The sequence below is a fragment of the Streptomyces sp. NPDC047981 genome, from assembly GCF_040653315.1.
In the GTDB taxonomy this organism is placed as follows: domain Bacteria; phylum Actinomycetota; class Actinomycetes; order Streptomycetales; family Streptomycetaceae; genus Streptomyces.
Genome location: NZ_JBEZNQ010000166.1, coordinates 1 through 5,338, shown reverse-complemented (window position 1 = coordinate 5,338; position 5,338 = coordinate 1). Strand labels below are relative to the sequence as shown.

The following is a 5,338-nucleotide window of genomic DNA, read 5'->3' as shown; positions in this document are numbered from 1 at the left end:
TGCCGGGGCCGCCGCCGGCGATCCGGCCGTCGGCGTGCTGGGCGGCGAGGGCCGCGTCGACGACGCGGGGCGGCCCGCCGATGAGGAACGCGGCCTCGCTGAGGTCGTGGACGGGTCCCCCGCCGCCCGCGCGGGCGGCGCGGAGCTGGACGATGAGCAGGGCGGAGCCGATGATCACGGCGGCCCAGAGGAGCAGGGCGAACAGGTTCATGGGGACGTCACCTCCGTACGAGTGCGGTGCGGGCGGCGCGGGCCGCGCGGGCGATCCGGCCGGCCGGGCGGGGCGGGCGGGAGTCGGCGCGGTCCTGGTACCAGCGGGTGAGCCGGCGCCGGGCCGCGGGGTCCTCCGGGCGTCCCGCGACGAGCAGGTGCGCGACGAAGTCGAGGGCGTCGCGGCGGTACCCGCCGGACATCGGGCGGGTCCTGGCGTACCCGCGGAACGCCGGACGGTAGTCGTCGCCGAGGATCTCGGGCAGCTCGGGCGCGATCCTGGCGATCACATCGGTCCGCTTCCCGACGAGGGCGCGGCTCTGCACCCCGAGCCGCTGCCGGTCGAAGCCCTCGGGCACGGGGGTCCCGGCGACGAGCGCGGACAGCAGCGCGGTCTGCGCGATGTCCACGTTCTGCCGTGCGGCGGGGTGTGGGGAGGGGCGGTTCGCCCGTGCCGCGCCGGAGCGGGCTTCGGTGGCCTCGGCCGCGGGGGAGTGCCCGGTTTCCTCCGGCGCGTGCACGGATGCCGGCATCGGGCCGCCCGAGACCCGCGCGCCCGCGCCGATGAGCGGCGCCGGCGCGGAGAGCCGCGGAGGTGCGCCGCGCAGGCGGTCCCTGATCGTCGCCAGCTCCGAGGCCAGCTCCTCCTCCGGGGGGAAGTTGTCGTCCCGCTCCAGCAGGACGCCCGGCGGGGAGACCCGGGAGGCCAGCTCCGACAGGATGTCCAGGACGGGCTCCGGGACCGGGTGCGCGTGGGTGTCGTGCCAGACGCCGTCGCGGGCCAGGCCGCCCGCCACGTGGACGTACGCGATCGCCTCCACCGGCAGTTCGGCGAGGGCCTTCGCCGGGGACTCGCCCCGGTTGACGTGGTTGGTGTGGAGGTTCGCCACGTCGATGAGGAGCCGTACCCCCGTACGCTCCACCAGCTCCGCCAGGAACTGGCCCTCGGTCAGCTCCTCGCCCGGCCAGGCGAGGAGCGCCGCGATGTTCTCCAGCGCCAGCGGCACGGGCAGCGCGTCCTGGGCGATCCGCACGTTCTCGCAGAGCACGTCCAGGGCGTCCCAGGTGCGCGGCACGGGCAGCAGGTGGCCTGCCTCGAGGCCCCCGGCCCGGACGAACGCGATGTGCTCCGTGACCAGCGGCGCCCCCAGCGCCGTCGCCGTCGCCGCCAGGTCGGCGAGCCGCGCTGCGTCCGGCCGGTCGGCGCCGCCGAGCCCCAGGGAAACCCCGTGCGGGACGACCGTGACGCCGCGCTCGCGCAGCCGTGTCAGCGGGTCCGGCAGATGGCCCGCGCACACGTTCTCCGCGACGACCTCCACCCAGTCGACGCCCGGCAGTACCTCGATCGCGTCCGCGATCTCCGGCCGCCAGCCGATTCCGACTCCGAGTTCCGTCATGTCCCCCTCCTTCGGTCCCTCACCTGATGGCCCGGAAGGACCCGTTCGAATCCAGTCAGGAGGACGTTCAGAGGTTGATTTGAGGTTTCGGAGCGGGTGGGGCCTACGGCGTGGGCATCGAGTGCGGGGTCACGATCCCCGCGTCCGGCACGGGCCGCGAGGTGAACGACTGGTCCGTCCCCGTCGGCCGCACCGGCGTGGGCACGGCGGGCGACGGCACCACGGGCGGCCCGGTCGGCGGCGCCGTCTTCCGTCCCGCGGCCTCGTTCGCCAGCGCGTCGAAGTCGACCATCCCCGTCGCCTCCAGCATCGTGATGTGGTCGAGCACGGTCTGGTTCGCGTCGCTCGCCAGCTGCCGGATCAGCGAGTTGCGGGTGGTGTGCCGGACCTCCGCGACCAGCGCGAACACCTTGCCGTGGGCGTTGCGCAGCAGGTTGGCGAACTTGCGCTCGTACTCCTCCCCGCTGGCCGCCGTCAGCTCCCGCAGCCAGCCCTGCTGCTGCTCGGTCGGCTGGTTCGGCAGCTCCACGCCGAGCCTGGCCGCCACGGTCCTGGCCCGCCGGTCGAGGTCCGTGTGGCCGACGACGAGATGGTCACCGCACTCGACGATGGCCCGGCTCGGCGCGCGCTCGACGGCCTGCTGGCCGGCCGGGAGCTCCCACAGCCCGGCGAGCCGCACCTTGACCAGGAAGTCCCGGTCCGTGGCGGACAGCGGACCCCACGGCGTGGGCACGCTGGAAGCGTTCAGATTCGCCTGGCCGGTGCCCGAGCGGTCGGCGTAGGACCAGACGGGGAAGGCGAGCGCGCCGATCGTGGCGACCAGCGCCGCGATGATGAGGGCCGTGCCGTTGACGCGTAGCGACAAGGTGTCTCCCGTACGTTCTCTCCGCACCGGTGCGGGTCACCGGCGGGGGTCACCGCAGACTGAACCGTCAACCAGGCGGACGTACAACCCACTTGGCGGTATCGGGAGATACGTGCGATCGGGCGGCCGCGTTCAGTCGCCGAGCGGACCGAACCCGGAGAACCCGGCCACGAACGCGCGCGAACGGTCACGGCCCGCCCGGATCACCCCTGTTCCAGGCGCACGTGGGCGCCGAAGCGGGCGCTGCCCTCGGAGACGAAGGTCGGTCCGGGGGCGATCTCGGTGAAGCCCGCGTCGCGGACCACCGGCAGGTCGCTCGCCGTGAGCGCCGCCCAGTGCTCGGCGGTGGCCGGCCGTACGGAGAGGGGGAATCCGGCCTCGCGCCAGGACACACGGTCCGCGTCCGACAGTTCCCACCACAGCAGCTGCGCGGCGTGTCCGGCCTGCGCCATCGTCTTGCCCGCGGACATGTCCAGGTGCGGGTTGAGCCAGAGCGCCGGAGCTCCGGAGTCGGCCGCTCCCGGGACCGCCGGGTCCTCCAGGTCCGTGCCGGACACCTGGAGCTTGGCCAGCTCCTTGGGCCAGCCGTCCAGCGGGATCGGCGGGAACACCCGTACCTCCGCGGACTCGCCCTTGACCGTGATCCCCGGCAGCGCCTCCGCGCGCCGCCACTCCGCGCCGCGCGCCCGGCGCACGACCTTGCGGATCCGGGCGTCCTGCCAGTCCGTCATCGCCCGCGCCCACGCGCCGTCGCCCGTCGAGCGCTCGTCGGCGAGGATCTCCAGGACGGCGCGAGCGGCGGTCTCCAGCGCGTCGGTACGCGCCGGGGGTTCGGCCCGCTCGATGCGTACGACGAGGGGAAGGACGAACTGGGGCTTCTCGTCCCGTGCGTCCGTGGGTACGGCGGTGTCGATCTCGGTCTCGTTGCTGCTCACCCGGCAAGTCTGCCACTGCTCGCACAGGTGTTTCTTGTCGGATTGATCGGTTCCGGGACAGGATGCCTGTCATGAAGAGCGATCTTTTCTCCGGCGAACACCTCGCCGAGACCGGCACGTTCCCGGGTATGAGCCTGCAGAATGCCAAATGTGTGAAGTACGTCGTCAACGGAGAGATGCACGCACGGCAGGGATCGATGATCGCCTTCCGCGGCGACCTCCAGTTCGAGCGCAAGGGCCAGGGCATCGGCGGCATGCTCAAGCGGGCCGTGACGGGCGAGGGCCTCGCGCTGATGGCCGTGCGCGGCCAGGGCGAGGCGTGGTTCGCGCAGGAGGCGCAGAACTGCTTCATCGTCGAGATCGAGCCGGGCGACGCGTTCACGGTCAACGGCCGCAACGTGCTCTGCTTCGACGCCACGCTCTCGTACGAGATCAAGACGGTGAAGGGCGCCGGCATGACCGGCGGCGGCCTCTTCAACAGTGTCTTCACCGGTCAGGGCAAGATAGCCCTGGCCTGCGAGGGCACCCCGATCGTCATTCCGGTCACCCCGCAGGCCCCGGTCTGTGTGGACACCGACGCCGTCGTCGGCTGGAGCGAGCAGCTCCAGACCTCGCTGCACCGCTCGCAGTCCATCGGTTCGATGATCCGCGGCGGCTCGGGCGAGGCCGTCCAGCTCCGCCTCGACGGCCAGGGCTTCGTCATCGTCCGGCCGAGCGAGGCCACCCCGCAGAAGGCCTCGTCCCACTGAACCTGGAGCGGGTGGGGCGTCGTTACGGCCCGCGCGGCCCGTGGGCGCTGCGCGGGGTGGACCTCGTCCTGCCCGCGGGCGCCCTCGTGCGGCTCACCGGCGCCAACGGCAGCGGCAAGTCGACACTGCTGCGGGTCGTCGCGGGCATCGACGCGCCGACCGAAGGACGGATCACGGGCCGGCCGACGCGCACCTCGTACGTCCCGGAGCGCTTCCCGGCCGCCCTGCCGTTCACGGCGACCCGCTATCTGACCCACCTCGGACGCGTCCAGGGCCTCGGCCGGGCCGAGTCCGCCCGGCGGGCGCGCGCGTGGCTGGAGCGGTTCGGGGCGGGCGCCTTCGCGGACACCCCGCTCGCCGAACTCTCCAAGGGCAGCAGCCAGAAGGTCGCCGTCGCCCAGGCCCTCCTCGCGGAGCCGCAGCTGACCGTGTTGGACGAGGCGTGGACCGGCCTTGACACCGAGGCCCGGCGCGCACTGGACCGCGCGGTCCACGAGCGGGTCGCGGCGGGCGGCACCGTCGTCTTCGTCGACCACGACCCGCGCCGGCTGTCCGGGGAGACCGACGCGGTGTACGAGGTGGCGGCGGGCCGGGTCCGCCCGGGAGCGGACCTGCGCCACGACGGCGACGGCGCGCGCCCGCGCACGCGGATCGTTGCCTCCGGAGGCGGCCCGCTCGCCGAAGGGCTCCCCGGCTCGCCCACGCGTGAGCCCGGACCCGGCCCCGCGGCGGCGCCGACGGTGTGGGCCGTCGACGCGGCGCACTCCGACGCACTGCTCCGGGCCCTGCTCGACGCCTCCTGGCACATCCACGAACTCGGCGAGGACGGCGACCGGGTGGGAGGACGGGGATGACCGCGCTCCTTCGCTACCAGACCGAGCTGCTGCTGCGCTCCCAGCGCTGGCTGGCCCCCCTGCTGCTGTACGCGGTCCTCCTCGCCGTCGGCGTGCGCTCCGGCGAACCCGTGCTCGGCGCCCTCGGCTACGCGGCCGCCGTGCTGCTCCCGGTCACCGCCTGGCTGGTACGGATCTGTCTCGGCCAGGAGCCCGCCGCCGCGCGGAACGTGGTGGCCGCGGCGGCGGGACGGCGACGGGCGCACCTCGCGGCGATCCTGGCCGCGGTCCCCTGCGCGGCCCCGCTCGGGGCGGTCGCGGTGCTCGGGGTGACCGCGGTCGGCGACCC

6 protein-coding genes and 1 pseudogene are annotated in these 5,338 nt (G+C 74.1%); 3 read left to right on the top strand and 4 right to left on the bottom strand.

Going from position 1 to position 5,338, the window contains the following annotated elements:
- The 4 genes from AB0E14_RS39230 to AB0E14_RS39215 form a co-directional block, all read right to left on the bottom strand.
- Window positions 1-211: TIGR04222 domain-containing membrane protein (locus tag AB0E14_RS39230; protein ID WP_362430222.1), on the bottom strand; the 211-nt coding region annotated here is incomplete at its 3' end.
- 7 nt (window positions 212-218) lie between these two features.
- The gene (locus tag AB0E14_RS39225) at window positions 219-1,607 is read right to left on the bottom strand and encodes a DUF692 domain-containing protein (protein ID WP_362430219.1); all 1,389 of its coding nucleotides are present in this window, start codon (window positions 1,605-1,607) and stop codon (window positions 219-221) included.
- Window positions 1,608-1,710: 103 nt separating this feature from the next.
- Window positions 1,711-2,472: a DUF4142 domain-containing protein gene (locus AB0E14_RS39220; RefSeq protein WP_362430216.1), complete on the bottom strand. Its 762-nt coding sequence runs from the start codon at window positions 2,470-2,472 to the stop codon at window positions 1,711-1,713.
- Window positions 2,473-2,675: 203 nt separating this feature from the next.
- Window positions 2,676-3,407: a peptidyl-tRNA hydrolase gene (locus AB0E14_RS39215; RefSeq protein ID WP_362430213.1), complete on the bottom strand. Its 732-nt coding sequence runs from the start codon at window positions 3,405-3,407 to the stop codon at window positions 2,676-2,678.
- 71 nt (window positions 3,408-3,478) lie between these two features.
- Here AB0E14_RS39215 and AB0E14_RS39210 point away from each other — a divergent pair, with 71 nt between their 5' ends.
- The 3 genes and pseudogenes from AB0E14_RS39210 to AB0E14_RS39200 all read left to right on the top strand — a co-directional run.
- On the top strand, window positions 3,479-4,156 hold the full coding sequence (locus tag AB0E14_RS39210) for an AIM24 family protein (RefSeq protein WP_362430210.1): 678 nt from the start codon (window positions 3,479-3,481) through the stop codon (window positions 4,154-4,156).
- A complete protein-coding gene (locus tag AB0E14_RS39205; protein WP_362430225.1) occupies window positions 4,153-5,010 on the top strand; it encodes an ATP-binding cassette domain-containing protein in 858 nt (285 codons plus the stop codon). Before AB0E14_RS39210 ends, AB0E14_RS39205 begins: the two co-directional genes overlap by 4 nt.
- Window positions 5,007-5,338 (top strand): annotated as a pseudogene (locus AB0E14_RS39200) (ABC transporter); the annotation flags it as partial. The gene AB0E14_RS39205 and the pseudogene AB0E14_RS39200, both read left to right, overlap by 4 nt.

Coding starts and splice junctions, on each gene's coding strand:
- AB0E14_RS39225 (WP_362430219.1), bottom strand. CDS start 1,607: ATGACGGAACTCGGAGTCGGAATCGGCTGGCGGCCGGAGATCGCGGAC.
- AB0E14_RS39210 (WP_362430210.1), top strand. CDS start 3,479: ATGAAGAGCGATCTTTTCTCCGGCGAACACCTCGCCGAGACCGGCACG.